A 22859-nucleotide genomic window follows, 5' to 3' on the forward strand; every position below is an offset into this window, starting at 1 on the left:
TGTTTTCGAAGTTAAGGACCTTTTTTATTATACGGCTAATGCTACAAATGGAGTCTGCCTTCGTATCACAGCAAAAGATCTTGCTATGATTTTGGCTCTTACTGCATTGATTACAGATGCTTTATGTTTCCCCTCCGCTATTTTCCTTTTATAATATGCTTTCATCTGCGGATCCCAAGATATGGCAGTAATAGCTGCTCGGGTAAGGTATACTTTTACTTCTTTGTTAGCCAATGAAGAAGTCTGCGTTTTTCCCCGTATGGAAATACCTGAAGTATGTTCAAATGGGGCAACCCCACAATAGCAGGCAAATTTCCTCGGGGTGTCAAATCTTTGAAAATTGTCAGTAACACACAGTAATACAATGGCATTGATAATTCCTATTCCTTTTATACTTCTTAATAGCAAGTAGTTTGTGTAAAGCGATGTACTGGCGGCTATTAGTTGCTCCATATCTTCTTCCACTTCCAGGATCTTTTCTTTTATCGACTTGAGCTGCTCTTCCAAAAAAGAAATGGATTCTGTCACATCAGCCAACTTAGCCATCTGGGAGAATGTTTCCAATAACTTTATGCTTGATACTTTTTGCTTGACCAAATTGTCACGTATAATAATCCATCCCCGCAGTCTCACCAAGTCTTTGTTAGGTAATTTGTATAACTCTAGTTTTCGATAATGTAATACCGCATAGTTCGCTATCCTTTTGGCGTCAATGCGGTCATTTTTGCCTCGTTGTAGGCCCATGGACTTCTTGATGGTCAACGGGCAAACCAAAGCCAGGGAAAATCCCATGGAGACACTGGAAACAGATAACTCTGTGACATAGCTTCCCATGTTTTCAGCACAGAACAAGAGTTTGGATAAAGAGAGATGATAACCTGCTATCCAATCCAATAAAGATTGGATCCCTTCTGGAGTGTTATCAAAAGACTTGTGAGACAACTCTTTTTCGGCCGCAGACATTAATGATGCATCGAAAGTTTTTTTTCCTACATCAAGACCTACAAAATGAGAATAATTCATAATTTTGTATTTTACAGTATTAAACATGAAGGAGAAACAGCTAATACATTTATTAGGTCGTGAACCTACAATTCTAACTGGCTAGGTTCTCCTATTAAGAGAGTTGCAGTCTGATTCAGCCTATAGTCATTTAAGACTAGTGTCAAAGTTAGTTCACTGCAACTCTTCTTTTCAAATATACACTTATATTTTATTGTGATATTTAATACTGCAAATGTAAATGTGTCAAATATCGGTATTCATGGGACGCAGACAACGCAGACGAACGCAGATATATTAATTATCAACAAAATAAATCTGCGTCTGTCTGCGTATTCTACGTCATCCGCGTCCGGTAATGTCAATTCGACACATCCTCCAATGCGTCAAACCGATGTCTCCGGTTATGATTACAGGACAAATGCAAGCCGACAAACTCCATCCACTAAGTAACATGCATGGAGTTTTATATGCACTGGCATCCATTTGCGAATAGACTGGCATGAAATTAAAAATGGACTGGCATGAAAAAGAAGTCGGATAACTGCCAGACAGATGGTTCATGCGAAAGAATGCTTCATTGAATACCGACCTTCACACACAGAGGCGATAGAAGGCCATATAATGCTCTTTCACCACTGCCGAAAACAGCATTTTAGCACTCGCTAAATATTCTTTTCCTTATTAACATACTATAATGCATTCTGCTTAGGCAATGACTTGCGGGCATAGGTTGAATCATAACCCATACCTCTTGTTCTTTTCCTTTTATACAAATCTCATCCCTCCGTACTTTCTCCATTATTTTTAGGAAACGGTTTCTAAAATACCACAATTACAATCAAAAGACAAAACGTTTTATTCCTGCCTCTTGTTACTTCTCAAACTATAAGAATAGTGGACAATCGCCAGAACATATCTATGTGACTGACGAACTTTGTCACATATAAACCGAAATTTGTTATATGATATACCTATTGATTTTATTGGCCTTCACGATCTCTGCCCTGATGTCGATGATCATTATTCCGAGGATTTTGGTCGTCGCGCTGAAAAAGCGGCTTTTCGACATTCCGGACAGTCGGAAGGTACATAAAGGAGCCATCCCAAGACTGGGGGGATTGTCTTTCGCTCCGTCAATTCTGTTCTCCCTCTCGTTTGTTTCCGCACTCTATTGCGCGGGATACATGTACGGACAGCAAATACCGCTATGGTTGCTCACACATACCCTTTCGGAATTCTACCTGTTGGTTTGCGGAGTGATCTTACTCTACCTTGCCGGGTTGAAAGACGATCTGGTGGGAATGCGTTATACAAAGAAGTTCATGGTGCAGATTGTGGCAGCCTTGCTCCTGCCGTTGTCAGGACTATGGATCAACAATCTCTACGGGTTATTCGGAATACACGAACTGGCATCATGGATCGGTATTCCGCTTACTATCCTCGTAATTGTATTTATCACCAATGCCATCAACCTGATCGACGGAATCGACGGATTGGCTTCAGGGCTAACTGGCTCGGCATTACTCGTGCTTGGCAGTCTATTCTTGATTAACGGAATGTGGATATACGCCCTGCTGTCATTCGCGACTCTTGGAGTGCTGGTGCCTTTCTTCTATTACAACGTCTTCGGACAGGCTGATCACGGGAGGAAAATATTCATGGGTGACACGGGGAGTCTGACATTGGGCTATATTCTGGTATTCCTTGCCATCCGCTATGCGTCTTACAATCCGGATGTTGCACACTATTCCGCCGGTGCCATCGTGGTCGCCTTCTCGACACTGATCGTACCAATGTTCGACGTTGTGCGTGTGATGATCGTACGGGCACGCAGCCATCGGCCACTATTCAAACCGGACCGTAATCACATCCACCATAAGTTCCTCGATATGGGAATGAGCGCACACAAGGCGATGATCAGTATCGTCGTAATCGCCAGTCTATTCAGTAGCCTCAATATCTTGCTCGTGTCGTTCGTGAATATCAATATCGTATTTGCCGGCGACATCGTGATCTGGGTAGTATTAAGCATTTGGTTTGAAAAGGCCAGAAACAAAAAAGAATTTTTAAACGGAAAAGAATGGGTCAAACGAATTTAGAAAAAATACAAATAATGAAAGCATGTTTTATGGGATTGGGCTATATCGGCCTGCCTACAGCTATTATCGCAGCCGGAAGCGGCATTCAAGTTATCGGGGTCGACGTAAATCCGAAAGTAGTGGAAATGACAAACCGAGGTGTTATCCATATTGTGGAACCTGGATTACAGGAGTTGTGTTCGGAAGTCGTGGAATCCGGTAAGCTGAAAGCATCAGATGTTCCGGAAGAAAGCGATGTATACCTGATCGTCGTACCAACTCCGTTCAAAGGAAATCATGAACCGGACATTTCATATGTCGAAGCCGCTACACGTATGGTCGCACCTTTTCTTAAGAAAGGGGATCTTTTCGTCATCGAATCGACTTCACCTGTCGGGACCACCGAAAAGATGGCAAATCTGCTCTACGCTTTGCGTCCGGAACTGGAAGGAAAAATATATATCGCTTATTGTCCGGAGCGCGTTTTACCAGGCAATGTCATCTACGAACTGATGCAGAACGACCGGGTCATCGGAGGAATCAACTCCGAATCAACTGAAAAGGCGATACAATTCTATCGCCACTTTGTCAGAGGGACACTCCACCGGACAAACGCCCGGACAGCGGAGATGTGCAAACTGACGGAAAATTCGTCACGTGACGTCCAAATAGCTTTCGCCAACGAACTGTCACTGATCTGCGACAAGGCAGGTATCAACGTTTGGGAACTGATCGAACTCGCCAACAAACATCCGCGTGTCAACATTCTGCAACCAGGTTCAGGCGTGGGAGGACATTGCATCGCCGTAGATCCTTATTTCCTGACATCCGAATTTCCCTACGAGTCGCAACTTATCTCGAAAGCACGCGAAATCAATAATTACAAAGCATTCTGGTGCGCCGAAAAAATCGAAAACGCCATCCTCCGCTTCTTCCTTGAGCATCATCGTAAACCAGTAGTAGCTCTGATGGGCCTTTCCTTTAAGCCTGATATCGACGACTTGCGCGAATCACCAGCCAAATACATCACCTCGAAAGTTCTCCAACGTTCAGCCGATACCGACATCCTGATCGTCGAACCCAACGTTCACGAACATCCAGTCTTCAAACTGACCGACTACAAATCCGCCTACACCCGCGCCGACATCGTCGCCTTCCTCGTCTCCCACAAAGAATTCAAAACATTACCTCACAACGAAGAAAAAGTGATATTGGATTTTTGCGGGGTGTTTAAGAAATAAAGTATCATCATAAAATGGCATCAAACAACACTTTTGGAAACAGTTCAATAAGAAGAAATTATGCGTTTAATCTAATTAATACATTAAGTGGCCTTCTATTTCCATTGATAACATTTCCCTATTTGTCACGTATTCTATTAGCTGAAGGAATTGGAAAATTCCAATTTTTTCAATCAATAATTGACTATATTATCCTTTGTTGTTCTTTAGGAATTCCTCTTTATGCAATAAGAGAGATAGCACGTATTCGTGATGATGAAAAAAAATATAGTATAACAACTATTGAAATCTTACTTCTACATGGATTACTAACCCTTGGTGGATATATTATTGTTTTTATTTTAGCCAGTACTATTTCAATAATAAAAGTTGACATTCCCCTCTTTTTATTATTAAGTATCAATATTTGTTTCAATACAGTTGGAGTCGTATGGTTTTATCAAGCAATAGAAGATTTTAAGTATATTACAATCCGAACATTGGTTATTCGGATATTATCTTTAATTGCCCTTTTTGTATTTGTAAAAGATAAAAATGATTTATTTATCTATGCACTTATAACTGTTATTGCCAATAGCGGTAGTAATATTTTCAACTTTATCAGACTTAGAAAATATATCAAGATTCACAAGATTGAGTTTAAAAGATTATCACTTTCTAGACATTTAAAACCTGCTTTACAAATTTTTATATTAAACTTAATTATAAGTATTTACGTCAATTTAGATTCTGTTATGCTCGGTTTTCTAAAAGATCAAGAAGCAGTTGGATATTATACTGCAGCAACACGATTAACCAGAGCTGTTTTAGCAATAGTCGCATCTATGGGAAGCGTCTTATTACCTAGATTTTCAAATCTGATAATTACCGGAGAAAAAAAGGAATTCACTAAATTAGCCAATAAAACGATAAGTTTTGCTATTGGACTTAGTCTGCCAATGTTTATTGGACTGCTTTTCATGGCAAGACCTATTATTGAACTGTTTTGTGGAGAAGGATTTGAACCATCTATATTAACATTACAATTAATTTCTCCTATTATATTCATTATTAGCTTATCCAATGTCATCGGCATACAGATTCTCTACCCTCAAGGTAAAGAGATAATTGTAATCATTGCAACAGCAATCGGAGCAGCCACCAATTTTTCTTTAAATTGGATACTAATCCCTCACATGTCACAATATGGAGCTGCAATTACAACATCTATTGCTGAATTAATTGTATTTGTATTGATGATTGGATTAGGACATAAATACCTCCCATTCAAACTCATAAATAGACAAAACACACAATATATAATAGCAAGTCTATTAATTACAATTGTATTAACTGGACTATCTTATACACACTTACAAAACATTCCATTTATTCTTATAAGCATTACTATCTGTTCTATTATATACATTTCCTATTTACTAATAGTTAAAGATCCATTCATATATCAAATCTTAAGATTAATAAAAAGATGAATCCAAATAGATATCCTTTAATCTCCATTATAACAGTTGTATATAACTGTAAAGATGATTTAGAAATGACAATAAAAAGTATTATTGATCAAACATATCCCAATATTGAATACATTGTTATTGATGGCAATAGCAATGATGGAACGATAGATATTATAAAAAAATATCAAAATAAAATCACATATTGGATTAGCGAACCAGACGAAGGCATATATGATGCGATGAACAAAGGAATTCGACAGTCAACCGGTGATTGGATAAATTTTATGAATGCTGGAGATAGGTTTTATGACCAAAATATTTTAAGTTCACTGTTTATACCAGCTCCGAAACCAAGTACTGATATCATTTATGGTGATACAGAATTTATTTACACATTTGGAAAATATATAAGAAAGCCAGCATCTCTTACATATTTAAAAGAAAGTATGATTTTCTGCCACCAATCTTCATTTGTAAGGACTTACTTACTTAAGAAACGGGAATTTAATACAAAATATAAAATTTGTGCTGATTATGACTTTTTTCTTTTTTGTCTAAAAGAAGGGAAAATACTTCAATATGTTCCAAGTACAATCGCAATTTTTGATGCTCGAGAAGGAGTTTCCTCTTCTAACAGGATTACAAGAGAGAAAGAGTTCGGGATTATATCCGAACGCGAGCAAACAATAGAATGGAAAATAAAATATTTCAAATTTATAATTTATCACTATCTAAAAAAGACAGTTGAATATTTACTACCAAAAGAATTAATTCTAAAAATAAAAAGATGGAATTTTAAACGTATACAGAAATAATAAACTATTCAAATGAACAGAAATACTAAACCTGAAATAAGTGTTATCATACCTGTTTATAATGCAGAAAAATGGATTTCAAGATGTTTGGAGTCAATCATTAAACAGACATTCAAAAATTTTGAAGTAATTATAGTCAATGATGCAAGTCAAGATAAATCTTTCGAAATAGTAAAACAATACATTCTAAAAGATGACCGAATAATAATCATTAACAAAGAAAAAAATGAAGGGACAATGTCTGCAAGGGAAAGTGGCTATATCAAAGCTAAAGGTAAATACATTATTTTCAGTGATGCAGATGACTATTTCCCTCAAAATGCCTTTCAGATCCTCTACGACACAATCATCACAGACAAATCAGATATTGTATTTGGTGGATATACAATTATCAACAATAATATGTCTCAAAAAAATATTATACGTTATATACCAACAAATAGTTCTTCAGAGGAAATACAAAATCTATTTTTAGAGCAAAAAATTCCTTATACATTATGGGGAAATATTTATTCTACAAACTTATTTAAAAATCATCCAATAGTTTCATATTCAGGTATAACAAATGCAGAAGACAGAATGTTATTTATCCAATTAATATCCTATGCAAAAAAATCAAGTTTCACTCATCATTCATGTTATTGTTATTATTTAAACAAGGAATCCAATTCATATCCCAAAATTTCCAACCGTATATTAAAAAATATCATCTTCTCTAATGACTGGTGCTACCAATATCTCACAGAAAAAAATGTTAACCCCAAATATATCACAAAATATCATCTTTACAGAATTCGATATTTAATGGAAATAGGATACAAATTCAGTGATATACTATCTATCACATCATTAGACAAAACTATTTACAGTCTTACATCTGTATATAATAATACAAATTTCATTTTTTCCATACACTATCTATTATTACAAAAAATAAAAATCTATCCAAAGTGGTATTCACATCTCAAAAAACTATACTACAAATTACTTTAATTAGATATGATTCAAACAATTTACATATATACATTACTCATGTTGATAATGATTTTTTCCGGATATATCTACATGAAAAGATATTACAAATGTATAGACTCTAAATTTAATTGGTACAACATAGATTTTATCTTACCGATAATTTGTTTCTCTTTTATTTTTGGAATCAGATATAATGTAGGCAATGACTACATGAGCTATTTAGATATATATGAAGGATACGCTCATTATTATACTATCAGAGACGATTTGGAGATAGGATTCGAATTTGTTACTCGATTAATGGCAGAAACCGGATTACACTATTCCATTTATTTTGGCCTAATTGCTTTCTTACAAATATTTTTAATTTATTATACTTTTAGAAAAGAAGGATATCTTTTCCCATTTCTATCATTCATGATTATGTCTGGAGCTTTTTTAGGATGGATGAGTGTTATCAGACAATCTTTAGTTTGGTGTTTATTCGTATACGCTATCCCTTTTATCAAGCAAAGAAGATTTATACCCTATATGCTATGTGTTGTTATCGGATTTACACTTCACAAAACAGCACTTCTGCTAATTCCTCTATATTTCATCTTTAAACCAGGAAAAGACTTTCTTAGAAATATACCTCTGCAACTTACATTACTATTCGGTGCTCTATTTTTAAGTGGTGTTTCTATTTGGAACCAATATTTAAATAATATAGATGTAATACTGAGTCTAATTGGCTTAGGAGACAGATATAGCAATATAGATAATATTTTGGCTATTGATGAAGAATATGTATATGGACCACGCACATGGCTCATATTTTCATTAAATGTCATACTTATATTATATAACAAAAAAATCAAAGACACATTTCCCTCATCAAATATAAGTATATATTACAATTTGTATATTGTTGGTTCTTACATAAACCTTCTATTAGTTGGAAATCACGCTTTACAAAGACCATTCCTATTTTTCATCAATATGAATATTATTGTTTTCTCTTATTTAATGGTATATTTATGGAAGTATGGAGGTAAAAGCATTACACATACATTTATTTTTTTACTAATAATTGTAACCCAACTTTTAAGCCTAAGCAGTACTATTTATTTAGGAGATCAAGAAAGAATGAAGGCAACTTATTTTTTTTGGTGGGATCAAATTTAAATTATTATGCAACTATTTTCAACAAAAAATTTAGAAAAAAAATTAGGTATATTCCATTGGAATATTGGTTTTATTGAATCATCCATAGATGATATCATAAACAACATATCTTTTCAACCAGTCATCCATTGGCTCAAGCATCCCTATCACGATCGTTTTTTCGCAGATCCTTTTATTCTAAAAGTGACAGATGAAAAAATTGAAGTATTGGTTGAAGAATTTTTTTACGCTAAATGGAAAGGTGAAATTTCTTTATTAACCATTTCTCGCAGAGACTACAGGTTAATACACAGAAAAACCTTATTAAAACTCGATACGCATTTATCTTTTCCATTTATTTATGAGGAAAACGATCAAACATACATCATTCCTGAAAACAGCCAAAGTGGATCACTTTTTATCTATACTTATAATCAGAAATACCAAAAGTTAGAGTTTCCCCAAAAATTAATACAAGCACCGGTTGTAGATCCGGTAGTTACAAAACTTAATAATACCTATTTTCTATTATGTACATCTCTGAATTTTGATCAAGATGCAGATTTACTAATTTACTATTCGGATAATCTGTTCGGTCCTTATATCCCTTTCTTTGATAATCCTGTAAAACAAGATATTACATCGGCTCGTTCTGGTGGAGGTCTATATATTTATAACGATCATTTATACAGATGTACACAAAACTCTTTTAAAAGTTATGGAGCTTCTCTTTATATCTGCCAAATCAAATCCATTGATAAAAATAAATTCAAAGAAGAAAAATCAATAAATATTCTACCTGATACCCAATATAGACACGGTTTACATACACTAAATTACAAAGAAAATATCTGTGTTGTAGACGGATTGAAATACATTTTTAAACCGCTAGTTAAAATCAAAAGAAAATTATCTGTTATCAAATGAATTTATTAAAAAAAATACAAGTACACAAAAAACAATATGGAACATCAGGTACTGTTGTTCGAATCTTCCATTTTGCCTTTCGGCAAATAGGTTTTGTGTGGGAAACATTCTACTATATGGAAAAAGTACTCACTTCCGGTATACTGGAAGTGAAAAATAATACCGGCTATATAATCCGAAAACTGACATTCGATGATTTCCTAAAAGGGGATGCTTCCTATTTTACAAAGATAAAACTTGCCGATATAAAAAAACGGTTAATCGACAAAACGTATATTCCATATGGAATTGTAATAAACAACAAACTAGCTTATTCAGCCTGGATAAGTCTAGACAAACTTCCACTCCCATATAACTTCGAACTAAAACTGAATGAGGACGAAGGTGCTTTATTAGATGATTATTGTATGCCTGAATTCAGAAGAAGAGGACTTCACAGTTATGTTTTGAATTTCAGATTAAATCAGCTTTACAAATATGGAAAAAAACGAAGTATTGTAGTAATACTAACAAGTAACTATCCAGCTTTAAAAGCTGAAACAAAAGTAGGCTTCAAAACCAAAAAGAAGTTCATCATTTTTAAAATATTCAACAAAAAAACAATCAGATGGAAATAATAAAAAAACAACTATTTTTCGAAATAATAAAACAGATGGATACAGTTCCTTTTACTCAAAGTAAAGGATGGGATAAATATATGAGTACTAATGATAATAGTGTTTATTTTGTCGATAATTCAACGAATCCTACTATTTGTTGTCGGGGAGAGCTTTATAAAAAGCCCCTCATAGGCTCCATCTTGCGGATACAGGGAGAAGCCATTAAAAATCCAGAGCTAGAAACTATTCGGAACTTTTATGCAGAAATAACCAAAATTGGATATTCTTTGATATTCGTTTCCAGCCTTTCTCTCTACAATATTGAATATGAAATCGGAATACGTCAGGCCGGATTCATCCGCCCTCTTCATCAAACAACTTGCCCACTGACTATCTTAGTCAACACTATCGACAGGCCTCTTCCACATAGAAGTTGGAAAAATAATGTAAAAAAAGCAATCAATGCCAAATGTTCCTTCGAAGTTATATCTAAACCAACTATGGATGAATGTGAAATCTTTGCCCAAATTTTTAGTGAAATGGCGAAAATAAAACATCTAACGTATACTCTTGATAAAAAAGATATTTACAATCTGCTTCATGATCCTAATTTCAAATTATTCTTTGTTTACAACGAAACTGGTACAATAGTTTCAGGAAGAATTGTTTATATTGAGAACAAACAGGCTTGGGATATTTATGGAGCAAATAGTTCTTATTCAAGAAAAAACGGCGCAAGTTATTTTATTCTTGATAAAATACTAGATTACCTCTCTGAAAATAATATTAAGATCTTCGATTTCGGAAGAATAGGACCAGGAATCAACAGCAGTAACTTAGTATACCTATTCAAACAATCATCTGGGGGATATCCTGTTCAATATAATGGAGAATGGATATTTTCAAAGAATAAATATAATGAATTAGCTTTACTCACTTACCGCTATATTTTAAAAAATAGCATAAGATACTAACAACCTGTATGACAAAAAAAATTATACTGATAAACAATGCATACCCATCTCCACAAATGCCTAATAGCGGGACATATGCTGAATCCATCAAACTTGCACTCGAAAGCGGCGGATTTCATGTAGATACAGTCGTATTACGCCCTTCAGGATCCGGATTAAAAAAGATCAAAGATTATATTACATTTTATTCTCGATTATTATTAGCACCGTTAAAACAATATGATGTATTATATATCAATCATTACACTTTTTTACTTCCGCTATTTATACGCATCCCATTCCAAAAAAATAAAATCATTTACCATTGGCACGGAGAAGAATTAATTCACAATACTTGGTTATTTAAGTTTATTCGTTCTTTAATGAAGAAAACATTCAAAAGTACAGACATTCATATATCACCTTCTCATTATTACGGTTCAATTATTGCCAAGCAACTAAAAATTGATCCTAAAAAAATACTTATTTCTCCAAGCGGAGGAGTAGACACGGATTTATTCAGTCCCATATACCATAAACAGAAAGGAGAAGTCCTACATATCGGTTTTCCATCCTCTTTAACCGAACATAAAGGAGTCGATTATCTTTTAAAACTCATACAAGATATTCCCAAACTACAATTACAATTGAAAAAAGAAATATATATTCATTATATAAATTATGGAGACAAAGAAAATAAATGGAAAAAATTATTTTACAAAAACCCAGTAAATTTAGTCGAATATGAACCATACAAAAAAAATGAAATGTATAAATTTTACAGGAATATCGACATTTGTCTTATGTTTTCAAAAAGAGAATCATTAGGCCTCGTAGTACTTGAAGCAATGGCCTGCAATGTTCCTGTTATTGCCAGAAATACAACATCTATGACTGAATTAATATTGCCAGGTATAAATGGAGAATTAATACCTTTTTTGCCTAACATTAAAGAAATAGAAGATAAAATAATAATGATATACCAACATATAAATCAATACACTCCAGCAAAATTTGTCTGTGAGAATTATAGTAAAAATATAGTTTCTTCATTTTATAAGCGACTGCTCACCAATAAAGAAATAATATGAATAATAAACAATTACACATATTCAATAAACTCCGCCAATATTGCGAGTCCGAACACTTCAAAGGTTGGGATCCTTATGACGGATTAAACTCTAAAATTTTCCAGAATATCCCCCTCCTTCATAAATCAGCCCTATGCCGATTGATCATGATACAAGGATTCAAGCGCATGCCTTTTAACTTGAGGCCTCTGTTTCTTGTTCCGAAAGAATACAATTCAAAAGGAATCGGACTTTTCCTGCAAGGATATTGTAACCTCTATACCATCATAGAGAAAACAAGCAAAGAGGACTTATCAAAGGAAAAAGAGAGAGTCCTATCCCGTATCCATCAATTGGCCGAACTTCTGATTGCACTGCGTTCAAAAGGATATAGCGGCTCATGCTGGGGATACAATTTCGACTGGCAGGCCCGTCGTTTATTTTTCTTTCCTAAAAACACCCCGACAGTAGTAGCAACAAGTTTTTGCGCAGAGGCACTCATTAGCGCATACAAAATTACACGAAAAGAAAATTATCTTGCAAACGCATTATCGGCTGTCAATTTTGTTATACAAGATCTGCACAGGACTCCTCAGAAAAGAGGTTTTTTATTCTCATACAGTCCGTTACCAGGCAACGACACCGTGTACAATGCTTCTCTTTTAGGAAGTAAAATTTTAAGTTATGGTTATCACTATACCCAAAATACCTTATACAAAGAATTAGCAGGAGAATCGGTCTTAGCCTGTTGCGATGCACAGAAAGGGGACGGTTCCTGGTCTTACGGAATGTTGCCGGTACAAACCTGGAAAGACAGTTTCCATACAGGATACAATTTAGATTGCATACAGGAATATCAGACTTTAACAGGAGACACGACATTCTCCGCTCATATCGAAAACGGTTTCAAATACTACATTCAGCATTTTTTCGAAAATGACGGAACACCTAAATATTATGACAATAAGACATATCCTATTGATATCCATTGTCCGGGCCAACTGCTCGTCACCCTATCCAAACTCAAAAAATATGCGGAACATAAAGAATTAGCCGACAAAGTAGTAAACTGGACAATCACGAATATGCAAGATTCCGAAGGATACTTTTACTACCAGTTAAAACAATTCTTCAGCTCGCACATACCATATATGCGTTGGAGCAATGCTTTCATGTTTAATGCCTTATCTTATTATTTATTAGAACAATTGCAATATGAAAAGTAAATCAACATTCATAAACGGAATAAAAGTCCACCCCTTTCCCTCAGATTCCAGTTTGCTGGAATATGTGGAGGAACATAAAGGGATATTAGTAGCGATAAATGCGGAGAAGATACTGCATGCGAACGAGCAAATACAAGATATTGTGAACAGGAATATCGGATATTGCGATGGCATAGGAGCAGTTATGGCAGTACGGCAGCACGGAGCCGTGGATGCCGTCAAGATCGCGGGATGCGAACTGTGGTTGAAGATTATAACAGCTCTGTATCAAAAAGAAAAAACCTTCTACTTGATCGGGAGTAAACAGCCCGTAATAGAGAAGACCATCTCCCGGTTGAAAGAAGACTTTCCCGGAATACAGATAGCGGGTTACCGTGACGGATACATACAAACAGAGACAGAACAGGAAGAACTGATCGAAGACATCAAGACAAAACAGCCGGATGTCATATTCGTTGCAATGGGATCACCCAAACAAGAGTTATTGATGGAAAAAATGTATCAGGCACATCCCGCAATTTACCAAGGGTTAGGAGGAAGTTTCGACGTCTATACAGGGAACGTGAAACGAGCACCCGAATGGTGGATAAAGCACAATCTCGAATTTGCATACCGCCTATTGAAACAACCCTCGCGCATCAAACGACAAATACATTTAATCAAATTCTTGATACTGGTCAAGACTGGAAAAATCTAAACAGAAACAACATGAAGAAAATAATGCTCGTCTTCGGAACCCGTCCTGAAGCAATTAAAATGGCACCATTAGTAAAAGCTTTCCAACAGAAAAAAAATAAATTTGAAACCATTGTCTGTGTTACTGGGCAACACAGGGAAATGCTGGACCAAGTTCTAAAGCTTTTCAACATCCGCCCCGATTACGATCTCAACATAATGAGGCAAGGACAGGACCTCTACGATATAACAGCCCGAGTTCTGACAGGAATGCGAGACGTTCTGCAGGAAGCGAAGCCAGATATCGTTCTGGTCCACGGGGACACCACCACTTCAACAGCCGCAGCACTCGCCGCCTTCTACCGGCAAATACCGGTCGGTCATGTAGAAGCGGGATTACGCACACACAATATTTACAGTCCGTGGCCGGAAGAAATGAACAGACAGATCACCGGAAGGATTGCCACCTGGCATTTCTCTCCTACAGTTTTGAGCCGGAATAACTTGATACATGAAGGTATAAATGAGAACAAGATTCGCATTACCGGTAATACTGTTATCGACGCCCTTTACCATGTTGCCGCTACTATCCGCAAAGATTTCACCCTGCGTAAACAACTTGACACCGAACTGATGTCTGCTGGTTATAAAACAACTCCACTTGCTGAACAAAGTTACCGCAAACTGGTTTTAATAACAGGTCATCGCCGGGAAAACTTCGGCGATGGATTTATCCAAATATGCCGGGCAATAAAGACTCTGGCAGAGCAGTATGCGGAGGTAGACTTTGTCTACCCTATGCACTTGAACCCAAATGTAAGGGAACCCATTCACGAAATATTCGGAAATGCCCATCTCCCTAACCTGTTCTTTATAGAGCCTTTGGAGTATCTTCCCTTCGTCTATCTAATGGAGAAGTCAACACTTGTCCTAACCGACAGCGGAGGCATACAAGAAGAGGCTCCGGGGTTGGGAAAACCAGTGCTTGTCATGCGTGACACAACGGAACGGCCAGAAGCACTTGACGCAGGGACAGTAAAATTGGTAGGAACGGATTACTCCCGGATTGTGACTGAAGTATCCCACTTGCTAGATGACAATACTTATTATAACCGTATGAGCCAAGCAGTAAACCCTTATGGGGACGGAACTGCCAGCCAACAAATCGTTCAAACAATAGAAAAAGTAATATGAAAAATCTTGACAAAAAACAAGCTGTATTATGCCGTCATAAGCCATCAAGTCGTCAACGGATAAGACAACAGCATCTGACACGATACATCATTGGGTTCCTGTTTATACTGGTATCAATTACCATACATGCACAAATTCCACAGGAATTAATCGATAAAGCCCGTGCCGCCGGGATGACAGAGGAACAGATACAAAAAGAAATAGCCAAGCATGGGAAAGAACAAAATGGTATCAACCAGATCATTCATCCGACTGCGGAAAACATCGTATCCGACCGTTCCCAACCTACCCAGCAAGCACTTCCTCCACTGACGGAGCAACGCGACGAACATAAGCCTAAGCAACCTTTGGAAGATATTGTTTTCGGGCGAGAAATCTTTTCTGATAAGAATTTGACATTCGAACCGGATCTGAATATGCCGACGCCTAAAAATTATGTCCTATCGGCAGGAGACGAGTTGCTGATCAATGTATGGGGAGATTCGGAGCTGAACTTGAAACTCAGTATTTCTCCCGACGGAACGATCTTGATCCCCAATGTCGGTCCCGTATCCCTAAGTGGACTGACTATCGAGGCAGCAGAGAATCGCATCCGGCAGGAATTGGGTAAAATCATGGCAACGCTTGACGGCAGTCAGCCTAACACATTCGTTTCTGTTGGACTGGGGCAAATTCGCAGCATTAAAGTCAATATTGTCGGCGAGGCCGTCGCACCCGGAACTTATACACTCTCATCTCTCGCCACGCTTTTCAATGCCCTTTATGCAGCAGGAGGAGTAAACGATATCGGATCACTGAGAAATATAAAAGTATACCGGAACAGCAAAGAGATCGCCAACCTCGATGTATACGACTATCTGCTGAACGGTAAATATGACACGAATATACGACTGGAAGACAACGACATGATCATTATCGGCCCTTACGAACAGCTTGTCACCGCCGGTGGTAAAGTGAAAAGAGACCGTACATACGAACTCCGACGAGGAGAGACGCTTGCCGACCTGCTCGACATGGCAGGCGGTTTCACAGGAGATGCCTACACCAACAGTATACGGGTGAAACGCAAAGCTGGCGATCGCTACAAGATTGCCACAGTTAACGAGGAACAATTCCAGACATTTGTGCTACAAGACGGCGATTCACTGATGGTGGATTCAGTCATCCCCTACTACGATAATCGAATCATCATTTCCGGTGCAGTCTGGCGACCCGGAGAATATGAGTTAAGTCCGGACGTACACACCGTCAAACAATTGGTCGAACAGGCTTCGGGACTTAAAGGAGACGAATTTACAGGACGCGCACAGATCACAAGGCTCAACCCTGACTTCACCAGTTCGGTAATCGCCATCAATATTGTAGACATTTTGAACGGGAAGGCTCCTGACATCGAACTACAGAAGGAAGACCAACTATATATCCCTTCTTTGTTTGGCCTCCGTGAACCTTATACTATCAAAGTGAGTGGAGCAGTTAACGCTCCCGATACCGTATTGCCCTTCCGTAAGAATCTGACAGTAGAGGATGTTATTGTCCTCGCCGGTGGCCTACGCGAAGCAGCCTCGACTATCAACGTGGAAGTGGCACGACGGCTCAAAGATCCGTCCGCCACCCGGAGCAGTAACCAGACAGCCGAGACATTTAACTTCACCCTCGACGAAGGACTGGCTGTAACCTCCGGCGATACACTTTTCACCCTCGAACCATTCGACGAAGTATTCGTCCGTTTCTCACCCGGTTACCAGGAACAGCAAGTAGTGAAGGTCGGAGGCGAGATCACTTTTGCCGGCAACTATGCTTTAAAGAAAAAGAATACGCGCCTAAGCGAACTGATCAAGCAATCGGGCGGAATCACTCCAGACGCCTATGTGCGGGGAGCCAGCTTGAAACGCAAACTGACAACGGACGAGTTGCGCCAGATCGAAACTCTCCTGCAATTGAGTAATAACAGTAAGCAGAGTCGTGACTCGATCTCCATTTCGCTTGCCAACCTGAAGGAGTACCCCGTAGGCATCGACCTGCAAAAAGCGCTCGCCCACCCGGGAAGCGCCGACGACCTGGTATTGCGCGATGGAGACGTGCTCTACATTCCCCAACAGCAAAGCACAGTGAAAGTGAGCGGCTCCGTCACCTACCCTAACAGCGTGACCTATACGAAAGGAATGGACATCCGGGACTGCCTCTCACAGGCTGGTGGCTACAACGACATTGCCCGCAAGTATCCTATCGTCATCTACATGAACGGAAAAGTGGCGACCACGCAACGTAAAATGATTTTCTTCAAACGTTACCCCAAGGTCGAACCTGGCTGCGAAATCGTAGTCCCCGCCAAGACGCAACGCGACCGCCGGGCAAGTCTGGCTGAAATCATGAGCGTCGGCAGTTCTGTCACATCAATGGCTGCAATGATAACATCAATGGTTAATCTTTTAAAGTAAACAAATGGATAAGAACAATCATACTCCGTCATCTACACTATCGGAAATCGACTTGGTCGCCCTCACCGGCTACCTGTGGAAAAAACGACGTTTCTTCATAAAATGCTGCGGATTTGCAACAATGGTGGGACTCATCATTGCTTTCAGCATACCCAAAGAGTTCACTACAACGGTGAAACTGGCTCCCGAACTCCTCGATGCCACAAGCAAGATGAGCAATCTCAGTGGACTCGCGGCAATGGCAGGAATCAACCTCAACTCAGCCTCCGGCCAGGATGCTTTGTCACCCAACCTCTATCCCGATATTGTGCACAGTACACCTTTTCTGTTGGAACTTTTCCCCGAAAAGGTAACCGACAAAGAGAATAAGTACACGATCACCCTATATGATTACTTAGACAGCCATCAGCGCTCCACTTGGTGGAGCCTCCTTATAAAAGCTCCTCTAAAAGGAATAGCCGCCCTCCGTTCATTCTTCTTCGATAACGAAGAAAACGATGGGCACCTAAACCCCTTTCGGCTCACCCGCAAGCAAGAAGATGTACTGAAAAACCTACGCCAGCGCATCACTGTCTTTGTCGATAAAAAGACACAAGTCGTTACTCTCGGTGTCGACATGCAAGACCCGCTGATCTCAGCCGACGTGGCGCACAGTATCGTGATAAAGCTACAGACCTACATCACACATTACCGAACACAGAAAGCAAAGAAAGATCTGGAATTTACAGAAAAAGTGCTAAAGGAATCACGCAGTGCCTATTACAAAGCACAGCAGGCCTATGCAGCTTTCGAAGACGGCAACAAAAACATTATCTCCGCCAGTTACCGTACCGAGCAAGAACGGTTACGCAACGAGATGACCCTCACGTTCAATGTATATAACACGTTAGCGCAAAAGCTCGAACAAGATAAACTCCGGGTACAGGAACAGACACCAGTCTACACCATTATCGAACCGGCAACTGTCCCTCTCAAAGCTTCTTCTCCCAAGAAACTGCTGATTCTGGTAGCATTCATCTTCCTCGCCTTCATCGGAGGATGCGGGTATCTGATCATCCAGAAATATGAGATCACCTCATCACCGGGATCTGAAGCGTAATCCAAGAATCGTTATCCCGAATCGAGATCCGTCCGCACACATGGCAGCACCTCACAACGGCTTACGACCTGCTCACCTGCAACCCCTTATCCGACAAGCTCATTTCGACAAAACGGGCATTGTCATTCTGCGGATCTGTCGTAAGAAGGCGGCGGATCTGCAAAGAGACTTCCGGATCTTTGGCCACGATATAAAGGTAGCCACCTCCGCCAGCACCGGGAAGTTTATAACCTAAAGCGTAATCTTTGATACGAGAGATGAGCCGTTCTACAGCAGGTGGATTTGTCCCCGCATCAAGCGCCTTGTTCTGTTCCCAACTTTTGCCGACCAATCGGCCATAGGAAGCGAAATCACCCCGAAGGATAGCCTCGTACATATCCAATGCATGCACTTTCATTTCTGAAAGCAGACGAAGATGGGGACCACTGTTTAAGAACATTCCACGTACAATCTCAGCCAAGATATCCTTTGCAGTACGGGTAATTCCCGTATAATAAAGCAGATGACAAGTGCGATATTCCGGTTCGGTAAAAAGATATTCCGGCAACCAGCGTACCGACGGATTCTGATGGAACCCCTCGCCCGTCTGCAACAGTTTCAACCCATGCAACACGCCTCCGTACTGATCTTGCCAGCCCCCTCCGGTCGTGAGCAACTGCTCAAGGATCAGCGTCCGGTTACCAATCTCGTTCTTATCCCACGCCAATCCACAAAAATCCGACAATGCACCCAATACCGTAGCAGCAAGAATCGAACTGGTTCCCAGACCGGAACCGGCCGGGATTGCAGCCAGCAACGTCACTTCCAACCCGCATCCAAATGCTTTCAACTGCTCTTCTAACGAAACATAACGGCCTGCTGAAAATTCGGGTATAAACCCGGCCAAAGCCAGTGCCGCTTTCGGGATAGAGAAAGGAGATCCTACCTTGTTAAAATCACGCAGTTCATCCCAAGTCGAGATGCTCTCCATCGCCCCGATATCTATAGAACGAAGGATGATACGAAACTCACGAGCCGGCTTCACATAAACCTGCAAAGGAGGTTGGCCGTTCAACTCGATCGCCACATTCACGACATTGCCACCGGTATACATACAGAAAGGCGGCGTATCCGTCCATCCTCCTGCCAAGTCAATACGTACAGGACTGCGCCCCCAGACAATCTGATCGCGATAGACATTAAGACGAGGCATCTGTTTTGCATCAGCAATCGTAGCGATCAGACCTTCACGCAATAGCGAGAATGCCTGCTGCTGTTCCACCCTACCTCGGTCATCTCCCGAAAGTTGCAAGATACGGGCACGAAACATATGGTCATGCACACGCTTCATTAGCGGAGCATCCGCCGGCAAGCCCTCAGGCAACGCAATTCCTTTGGAAACAAACTCAGAGGCGGCATCTGCCAAATCCAGTTGATAGAAAATACTTTTATCATGATTAGCCGCAAGCATTGGCCAGTTTTTCTTCCTGAACGCTTCTCGCTGAGCAAACAGACGGCGGAGATTCGCACAGTCGGAGAGCCTATTTGCAGACATCTTTTCAGCCGCTTCCCATACCTTGCGCCCTTCCTCCAAATGAGGTTCAGAAACCATCCAGCGTAGCACAACACCCAGCTCGTCTATACTCCGGCAGACAGGGAACAAGGCCGCATTCTGTATGTCGACACACTCCGGCAGGCAAACACCCCGCTCCGCAGACCACTTCACGACAGAGCGCCCCATGAAGAACGTTGACTCATCCATTGTATTCCCCTTGAAAGTATCATTGAAACCGTATGGACGTGCCACCCAGCCTTCATCACCGACAGGCACGACATCAATGCACACACCGGAAGGGACATGCAACTCCCAATCGTTCACCGGAACTCCCGTAATCACATGCCGATCGGCAAGCATCCATCGTTTCCCGACAAAACTGTTTTCAATCCACAATTCAGAATTGCCGGAGGTCAGCAGACAAGAAACTTCGGCGTTCTGAACAAACATGGCAGGATGTGGTTTGACCTTGCGCTGCATGATCGCCCGCTGGTCGCGCACAAGATTCTGCACCGACAGCGTAGAAGAAATCAGTTCCCGGCTTGTACCATAATGATAAAACTCGCCGCCCGGCAAAGGCAAGATAGCGACAGTCAATGCATTCAACTCTTCGTCAATTATACGCGGATGAGTCCCAAGAGCAAGACCGAACTCAGAATACAGGTCGTATTCCTTCATCTGTTTCCCGTCCGGATCATAGGAATGTTTCATCAGCAGTTCCACCGCCCGGTCACTGAGCAGCCAGACGCCTATATCCATCAAAAAAAGATGCGTACCCGCCAGCCGTCCCAACTCATCGAGAGTAGGCTTTTGAAGCATGAAATCAAGTTGGTCAGGAGATTTACGGTCCGACACGAAAACCCCGTGGCGAGTGGCCAGTGCTGGATCCACCCACAAACCATAACAGACAACATCTGCTTCAGGAATCTCCTGCAACGGTTCGCTGTTACGCAGGTAAACATCGCCACTGGCAATCAGCGTATGCAGCGAATCCGGTGCTTTGCGCATGATTTCCTCGTACAACGGGAGTTGAAGTGAAAGAAGGTTTTGAGATAATTTCTGTCCCCTCGCCCACCTGAACACCGGGATCGGTGTCAATATCTTGCCCGAAGGTGCATATCCAGGCAAGCGCCGACTCTGCCCTCCGGCATGCAGCAAAATCCGCTTTTCACGCGCCAGCCACTCTCCAGGCAGCAACGTTCCGGCAGTATTATCATCCCGGCGGCAAGCCTCAAGCAACCAAGTCGTTCCTCCGCCCGATCCCAGACGGGCACCTACAGGATCAGACGTACAAAACCAATCTGCCGGATCGGCATTGGCTATCTCGTGAAAACTGCCAACCAGGTTAGGCGGCAGCGACAATAATTTCTTCATATCCCACTATTCTTTCCGACAAATGTACTCCTTTCCCCTTTTACTGCGTAAAATTTAATTTAATTTTTACTTTCAGAGGCTATTTCGTTTAAATTATTATATCCACCTTTGTAAAGGGAATGCACTCTTATAATCATACGACAATAAAAAAAGTTGGTAAATACTAATCCCACCCTTTCATTTCTATTTCTGAAGTATCTTTAGTTATTCATTTAATATTCAGATGGTATGATATACGGTTATGTAAGAGTCAGTACAGATAAACAGAGTACTGAGAATCAACGCTTCGAGATTGAGAACTATTCAAAAGCGAAAGGTTTCCGTATCGAACGTTGGGTAGACGAAACAATCAGTGGAACAACAAGTGTATCGGATCGCCAACTAGGCAGACTATTAAAGCAAATTCGTAAAGGTGACACACTTGTAACAACAGAACTATCAAGGCTTGGACGTAATTTGATGCAAGTCATGAGTTTCCTTCACCAGTGCATGGAACGGGATATCATCGTCCTTACAGTCAAAGAACGCTATGAATTAGGGAATAATATCAATAGTAAAATCCTGGCTTTCGCTTTTAGCCTGAGCGCAGAAATCGAACGCAATCTGATTTCACAACGTACCCGCGAAGCACTTGCGCGTAAAAAAGCAGAAGGCACGAAACTCGGTCGTCCGAAAGGCAAAAAGACCATGCAGGTCAGACTGTCCGGAAAAGAAAATGTCATCAGGAAAATGATCAATGAGAAATGCTCGATGAACGAAATCGCCGAAAAGTTCGGAGTAAATCGCCAAACTCTACGTGATTTCCTGAGGAACACATTCCCGGACTGGAGGAAATATAGATATATTAAGTAATCGGACCTTCATAGCCCTAATTGTCTGAATGTTAATCTATGTAACCTTAATAAATTGTTTTTGAGGTAATTTATTATCAGTCAATACGGCATGCCCAACGGGATAAGATGATCCGCATACTAAATAATCCAATACCTCTGCACGCTGTGCCGCCAGTGTGCGGCAGGTTTTGTGTGCTTTATTCTTTCCTTCGGTAGAACG

General features: G+C 40.0%; 18 protein-coding genes. 16 read left to right on the forward strand and 2 right to left on the reverse strand.

The window, feature by feature from the left end; genetic code table 11:
• Positions 1-27: 27 nt before the first annotated feature.
• Positions 28-1023 (reverse strand): IS110 family RNA-guided transposase, encoded by a 996-nt coding sequence (locus tag NQ564_RS09350; RefSeq protein WP_129650054.1) that lies wholly within the window; start codon positions 1021-1023, stop codon positions 28-30.
• Positions 1024-1967: 944 nt separating this feature from the next.
• Between NQ564_RS09350 and NQ564_RS09355 the strand changes: the two genes are divergently transcribed.
• The 15 genes from NQ564_RS09355 to NQ564_RS09425 all read left to right on the forward strand — a co-directional run bounded on the left by NQ564_RS09355 (position 1968) and on the right by NQ564_RS09425 (position 18898).
• Positions 1968-3104 (forward strand): MraY family glycosyltransferase, encoded by a 1137-nt coding sequence (locus NQ564_RS09355; protein WP_008150466.1) that lies wholly within the window; start codon positions 1968-1970, stop codon positions 3102-3104.
• Between the two features lie 14 nt (positions 3105-3118).
• Positions 3119-4324: a UDP-N-acetyl-D-mannosamine dehydrogenase gene (gene wecC, locus NQ564_RS09360; RefSeq protein WP_021861793.1), complete on the forward strand. Its 1206-nt coding sequence runs from the start codon at positions 3119-3121 to the stop codon at positions 4322-4324.
• A 14-nt stretch (positions 4325-4338) separates the two neighbouring features.
• A complete protein-coding gene (locus NQ564_RS09365) occupies positions 4339-5796 on the forward strand; it encodes a flippase (RefSeq protein ID WP_087375145.1) in 1458 nt (485 codons plus the stop codon).
• Entirely contained in the window at positions 5793-6593 is an 801-nt protein-coding gene (locus NQ564_RS09370; protein ID WP_008150471.1) for a glycosyltransferase family 2 protein, read from the forward strand. Before NQ564_RS09365 ends, NQ564_RS09370 begins: the two co-directional genes overlap by 4 nt.
• Before the next feature lie 12 nt (positions 6594-6605).
• Entirely contained in the window at positions 6606-7586 is a 981-nt protein-coding gene (locus NQ564_RS09375) for a glycosyltransferase family 2 protein (RefSeq protein ID WP_008150472.1), read from the forward strand.
• A 72-nt stretch (positions 7587-7658) separates the two neighbouring features.
• A complete protein-coding gene (locus NQ564_RS09380; protein WP_157632055.1) occupies positions 7659-8735 on the forward strand; it encodes an EpsG family protein in 1077 nt (358 codons plus the stop codon).
• A 6-nt stretch (positions 8736-8741) separates the two neighbouring features.
• A complete protein-coding gene (locus NQ564_RS09385; RefSeq protein WP_008150474.1) occupies positions 8742-9641 on the forward strand; it encodes a glucosamine inositolphosphorylceramide transferase family protein in 900 nt (299 codons plus the stop codon).
• Positions 9642-9757: 116 nt separating this feature from the next.
• Entirely contained in the window at positions 9758-10258 is a 501-nt protein-coding gene (locus tag NQ564_RS09390) for a hypothetical protein (protein ID WP_129650056.1), read from the forward strand.
• The gene (locus tag NQ564_RS09395; protein WP_008150476.1) at positions 10249-11214 is read left to right on the forward strand and encodes a hypothetical protein; all 966 of its coding nucleotides are present in this window, start codon (positions 10249-10251) and stop codon (positions 11212-11214) included. Before NQ564_RS09390 ends, NQ564_RS09395 begins: the two co-directional genes overlap by 10 nt.
• 8 nt (positions 11215-11222) lie before the next feature.
• Positions 11223-12284, forward strand: coding sequence for a glycosyltransferase family 4 protein (locus NQ564_RS09400; protein ID WP_008150477.1), 1062 nt, complete (start codon positions 11223-11225; stop codon positions 12282-12284).
• A complete protein-coding gene (locus tag NQ564_RS09405; protein ID WP_008150478.1) occupies positions 12281-13489 on the forward strand; it encodes a glycoside hydrolase family 88 protein in 1209 nt (402 codons plus the stop codon). Before NQ564_RS09400 ends, NQ564_RS09405 begins: the two co-directional genes overlap by 4 nt.
• The gene (locus NQ564_RS09410; protein WP_008150479.1) at positions 13479-14186 is read left to right on the forward strand and encodes a WecB/TagA/CpsF family glycosyltransferase; all 708 of its coding nucleotides are present in this window, start codon (positions 13479-13481) and stop codon (positions 14184-14186) included. Before NQ564_RS09405 ends, NQ564_RS09410 begins: the two co-directional genes overlap by 11 nt.
• A gap of 11 nt (positions 14187-14197) precedes the next feature.
• Positions 14198-15358 carry a non-hydrolyzing UDP-N-acetylglucosamine 2-epimerase gene (gene wecB, locus NQ564_RS09415; RefSeq protein WP_008150481.1) on the forward strand — a complete coding sequence of 387 codons (1161 nt, stop codon included), beginning with the start codon at positions 14198-14200 and terminating at the stop codon, positions 15356-15358.
• Positions 15355-17799, forward strand: a complete 2445-nt coding sequence (locus NQ564_RS09420; protein WP_129650058.1) for an SLBB domain-containing protein — start codon at positions 15355-15357, stop codon at positions 17797-17799. The genes wecB and NQ564_RS09420 overlap by 4 nt, the downstream gene beginning before the upstream one ends.
• A gap of 4 nt (positions 17800-17803) precedes the next feature.
• Positions 17804-18898 (forward strand): Wzz/FepE/Etk N-terminal domain-containing protein, encoded by a 1095-nt coding sequence (locus NQ564_RS09425; RefSeq protein WP_008150485.1) that lies wholly within the window; start codon positions 17804-17806, stop codon positions 18896-18898.
• 61 nt (positions 18899-18959) lie between these two features.
• On the opposite strand, the gene NQ564_RS09430 is transcribed toward NQ564_RS09425, so the two are convergent.
• On the reverse strand, positions 18960-21806 hold the full coding sequence (locus tag NQ564_RS09430) for a bifunctional fucokinase/fucose-1-phosphate guanylyltransferase (RefSeq protein ID WP_008150489.1): 2847 nt from the start codon (positions 21804-21806) through the stop codon (positions 18960-18962).
• Between the two features lie 228 nt (positions 21807-22034).
• On the opposite strand from NQ564_RS09430, the gene NQ564_RS09435 reads away from it, so the two are divergent.
• On the forward strand, positions 22035-22658 hold the full coding sequence (locus NQ564_RS09435; protein ID WP_008150490.1) for a master DNA invertase Mpi family serine-type recombinase: 624 nt from the start codon (positions 22035-22037) through the stop codon (positions 22656-22658).
• Positions 22659-22859 lie beyond the last annotated feature (201 nt).

The sequence above is a fragment of the Parabacteroides johnsonii DSM 18315 genome (assembly GCF_025151045.1).
Lineage (GTDB): Bacteria > Bacteroidota > Bacteroidia > Bacteroidales > Tannerellaceae > Parabacteroides > Parabacteroides johnsonii.

What these genes read in the sequence shown, in the direction of transcription:
- wecB (WP_008150481.1), top strand. Translation starts at nt 14,198, where the DNA reads ATGAAGAAAATAATGCTCGTCTTCGGAACCCGTCCTGAAGCAATTAAA.
- NQ564_RS09350 (WP_129650054.1), bottom strand. Translation starts at nt 1,023, where the DNA reads ATGAATTATTCTCATTTTGTAGGTCTTGATGTAGGAAAAAAAACTTTC.
- NQ564_RS09395 (WP_008150476.1), top strand. Translation starts at nt 10,249, where the DNA reads ATGGAAATAATAAAAAAACAACTATTTTTCGAAATAATAAAACAGATG.
- NQ564_RS09390 (WP_129650056.1), top strand. Translation starts at nt 9,758, where the DNA reads ATGGAAAAAGTACTCACTTCCGGTATACTGGAAGTGAAAAATAATACC.
- NQ564_RS09425 (WP_008150485.1), top strand. Translation starts at nt 17,804, where the DNA reads ATGGATAAGAACAATCATACTCCGTCATCTACACTATCGGAAATCGAC.
- NQ564_RS09375 (WP_008150472.1), top strand. Translation starts at nt 6,606, where the DNA reads ATGAACAGAAATACTAAACCTGAAATAAGTGTTATCATACCTGTTTAT.
- NQ564_RS09430 (WP_008150489.1), bottom strand. Translation starts at nt 21,806, where the DNA reads ATGAAGAAATTATTGTCGCTGCCGCCTAACCTGGTTGGCAGTTTTCAC.
- NQ564_RS09435 (WP_008150490.1), top strand. Translation starts at nt 22,035, where the DNA reads ATGATATACGGTTATGTAAGAGTCAGTACAGATAAACAGAGTACTGAG.
- NQ564_RS09420 (WP_129650058.1), top strand. Translation starts at nt 15,355, where the DNA reads ATGAAAAATCTTGACAAAAAACAAGCTGTATTATGCCGTCATAAGCCA.
- NQ564_RS09380 (WP_157632055.1), top strand. Translation starts at nt 7,659, where the DNA reads ATGAAAAGATATTACAAATGTATAGACTCTAAATTTAATTGGTACAAC.
- NQ564_RS09370 (WP_008150471.1), top strand. Translation starts at nt 5,793, where the DNA reads ATGAATCCAAATAGATATCCTTTAATCTCCATTATAACAGTTGTATAT.
- NQ564_RS09410 (WP_008150479.1), top strand. Translation starts at nt 13,479, where the DNA reads ATGAAAAGTAAATCAACATTCATAAACGGAATAAAAGTCCACCCCTTT.
- NQ564_RS09400 (WP_008150477.1), top strand. Translation starts at nt 11,223, where the DNA reads ATGACAAAAAAAATTATACTGATAAACAATGCATACCCATCTCCACAA.
- NQ564_RS09365 (WP_087375145.1), top strand. Translation starts at nt 4,339, where the DNA reads ATGGCATCAAACAACACTTTTGGAAACAGTTCAATAAGAAGAAATTAT.
- NQ564_RS09405 (WP_008150478.1), top strand. Translation starts at nt 12,281, where the DNA reads ATGAATAATAAACAATTACACATATTCAATAAACTCCGCCAATATTGC.
- wecC (WP_021861793.1), top strand. Translation starts at nt 3,119, where the DNA reads ATGAAAGCATGTTTTATGGGATTGGGCTATATCGGCCTGCCTACAGCT.
- NQ564_RS09355 (WP_008150466.1), top strand. Translation starts at nt 1,968, where the DNA reads ATGATATACCTATTGATTTTATTGGCCTTCACGATCTCTGCCCTGATG.
- NQ564_RS09385 (WP_008150474.1), top strand. Translation starts at nt 8,742, where the DNA reads ATGCAACTATTTTCAACAAAAAATTTAGAAAAAAAATTAGGTATATTC.